The sequence below is a fragment of the Nocardiopsis listeri genome (genome assembly GCF_020741345.1).
Lineage (GTDB): Bacteria > Actinomycetota > Actinomycetes > Streptosporangiales > Streptosporangiaceae > Nocardiopsis > Nocardiopsis listeri_A.
Window position 1 is genome coordinate 1 of the sequence record NZ_DYZD01000215.1, and the last position, 2,685, is coordinate 2,685.

Genomic DNA, 2,685 nt, shown 5'->3' on the forward strand with positions numbered 1-2,685 from the left:
CAGTCCCCCAGGCAGTTCCTCGATCTGCCTACGGCGAGTGTCGGCCAACATCGTCAGACGCCGTTCGGTCTCCTCCACGGCGGCCAGGTCCTCCTGCGCCGTGAGAAGCCTCCGCTGCCGCATGGACAGGCGCTCATGCGCGGTATGGACGTCAACGCTGTCCCACTCCGCCGCGATCAACCCGTTGAGGATGTCGCGTTCGTTCCCCCGTTTCTCCTGGTTGCCGGTGCGCACCACCAGGTCGGCATGGGAGCCGAGACGATTGACCTTGCCGACGACCTCGTCCACGGCGGTGTTGTTGGTGGAGGCCACGAGCACGGACTGGCCGGCCACCACCGCGGTGGTGACGACGGAGGTGATGAGCTCGGTCTTGCCGGTGCCCGGCGCCCCGGTGGCAACGGTCAGGGTCCGGCTCATCGCCGACGCCAGGATCTCCTCCTGCGCCGCGTTGCTGAGGCCGGTGACCACCGGCGTCACCGAGCCTTGTTCCTGGATGATCCGACGGGGTTCGGCGAGCACCCCGAGTGCCGTGTCCGCGATGGTCTCGATCCTGATCGCGTTGCCCTTGCGATGGTCCAGGTCACCGACGAGCTGTTTGACGGCCGCCCCGGCCGGATCTCCCCGGTACAACACGGCGGCGTTCTGCGCGCCCCTTCGCGCGCCACGCCGCACGTCCGGTTCGCTGTTCAGTTCGCCCGGAACCAGGTCATCGACGCGATCCAGGTTCAATCGGGCACAGACCGCGCGCGCCTTGTCCGCCAGCCCGGAGACACCTCGCCCTGTCCAGTCCACTTGGAACCAGTCGACGAGCTCCTCGATGTCGGCCTCGTCGAGCTCGGCGGCCGAGAGCAACAGCTCCCGGTTGAGCTCCGGTTCGCCGACCGGGACCAGGAAGCGCTCCTTCTGTTCCTCGACCATCTCCACGTCCAGGACGAACAACGGGGCGAGTTTGGCGCGCCTCCCACCACCACGTTCGGAGCGCGTGGTGTCGAAGAGCACCGCCGGATAGCCGTAGCGCAGCGGCCTCCGCTCCTTGGCCGCCTCCAGAGCGAGGTTCTCGGCGCTCTCGGACAGTCGCCAGCGGTCCGCGGACCCGCTGAGCAACACCTCCGAGCCCATGTCGCAGACCACCACATCGCGCCCGTCGGCGTCGGGAAGCTGTTGCAGCACGCTCTGCCGCAACAGACAGTCACGCTGGTAGTCCAGGTAGGAATCCCAGCGCCAACCCTCGTGGGCGGCCCGGGTTTTCGGCGCGGCGCTCGGCCCGGTCGGATCACCCTCGTCCTCACTTGTGCCCTCGGAGGAGGCCCGTCCCCTCCTGTCCGTCCCTCCCGGCAGGTTCGCGGCCGTGGCCGAACCCGCGTGGCGCGCGAGGACGAGTTGTCCCCGCACCCCGAGTGCGAAGGCCGTGACGCGCTGGGTATCGACGTCCTCCACCTCACGGTGGACGTACTGGTAGAGCTCCACTGCGTCGATCCAGCCGTCACCGTTGGTGTCGGGGGCCGCGCCGGCCAACCCGCGCACGACCGCCGAGGTGAAGGGCGAGGGATTCACTCCGCGAGTGTTCTCTCCCTCCCTGGCCTTCTCCAGTGCCCCCGACGCGGCGATGACGTAGGTGCCCGCCCCGTCGCTGAGCTCCCGCTCGAAGTCGATGTGCTCGTCCTCGCCGGAACGCGTGGCGAACCCATCGGCGAAGGCACCGCCATAGCAGCAATCCAGCAGAAGCACCTTGCTCCGCATCCGCGAATCCTGGAGCATGAGTTTGAGGACCTCGGCGGAGATCGCGGTGCTCAGGAGACGTTTGAGCCGTGTATCCCGGAAGGCGAGGTGCAATCGGCCACGACTGTCCTTCACCCCGTGACCGGAGAACGAGACGAACAATAGATCCTCGGGGCGGCACTCGCCCAGCACCCCCTCGAGCGCCTCCATGGCCTGGTTTCGGGTGGGGTCGGGAAGGACCAAGACCCGGTCGAAGTGTCCGTTGGCCTGGAGCACCTGCTCCAGGGCCTTGAGGTCGGCCCGGGGTGAGCGCAGATCTTCGAGTTCTTCGTAGGTGTTGACCCCGATGAGGATCGCTGTGCGCATCAGGCGCCCTCCTTCACGGTCTCAACCGTGGAGCCTCCGGCGTTGCCTCGAAGCGCGTGAACGTAGGCTTCCACGTCCTTGGGTGAGACACGCCCCTTCACCGTGACCTTGGCACCCTCCAGTTCGACCGTGACCGACCTCTGTTCGCTCTGTTCCAGCCAAGAGCCCACCAGGGACACCAGGGACGTGAGCACGGGCTTGAGCAGCACACCGCTGACCAGTACCGCTCCGGCGAGGACCCCGGGGTCCGCCGACCTGGTCCCCGGCACGGCCTCGCCTTCCGCGGCGCGCACCTCGTCTACGTCCAGATCCTCCAACAGGAGCACCAGGTCGCGGGTGTGCCGGTCCGCTTCCTCCTCGGTGACGTCGTCCTCGAAGTCGATCCTGGTCACCAGCTCGCTCGACCGCACCCGCACACTCTCCGGTTCTTCGGCGGGTGGCCGTACCGTCACGACCCGCTGACACTCCGCCACGCAGGTTCTATCAACCGGGGTGCGGTTGTATCAGGGCCTTCCGCCCCTTGGCCGCATCCGGTCACGCTTCACACGTCCGGGGCCAGGATTTCCTACTCAGAATTTCCTACTCAGAGACGAGAAGAAG

General features: G+C 67.3%; 2 protein-coding genes. Both read right to left on the reverse strand.

Going from position 1 to position 2,685, the window contains the following annotated elements; genetic code table 11:
• The coding region (locus K8V84_RS11550) for a caspase family protein (RefSeq protein ID WP_304074044.1) at window positions 1-2,085 on the reverse strand (2,085 nt) is incomplete at its 3' end.
• Window positions 2,085-2,495 carry a hypothetical protein gene (locus K8V84_RS11555; RefSeq protein ID WP_304074046.1) on the reverse strand — a complete coding sequence of 137 codons (411 nt, stop codon included), beginning with the start codon at window positions 2,493-2,495 and terminating at the stop codon, window positions 2,085-2,087. The genes K8V84_RS11555 and K8V84_RS11550, both read right to left, overlap by 1 nt.
• Window positions 2,496-2,685 lie beyond the last annotated feature (190 nt).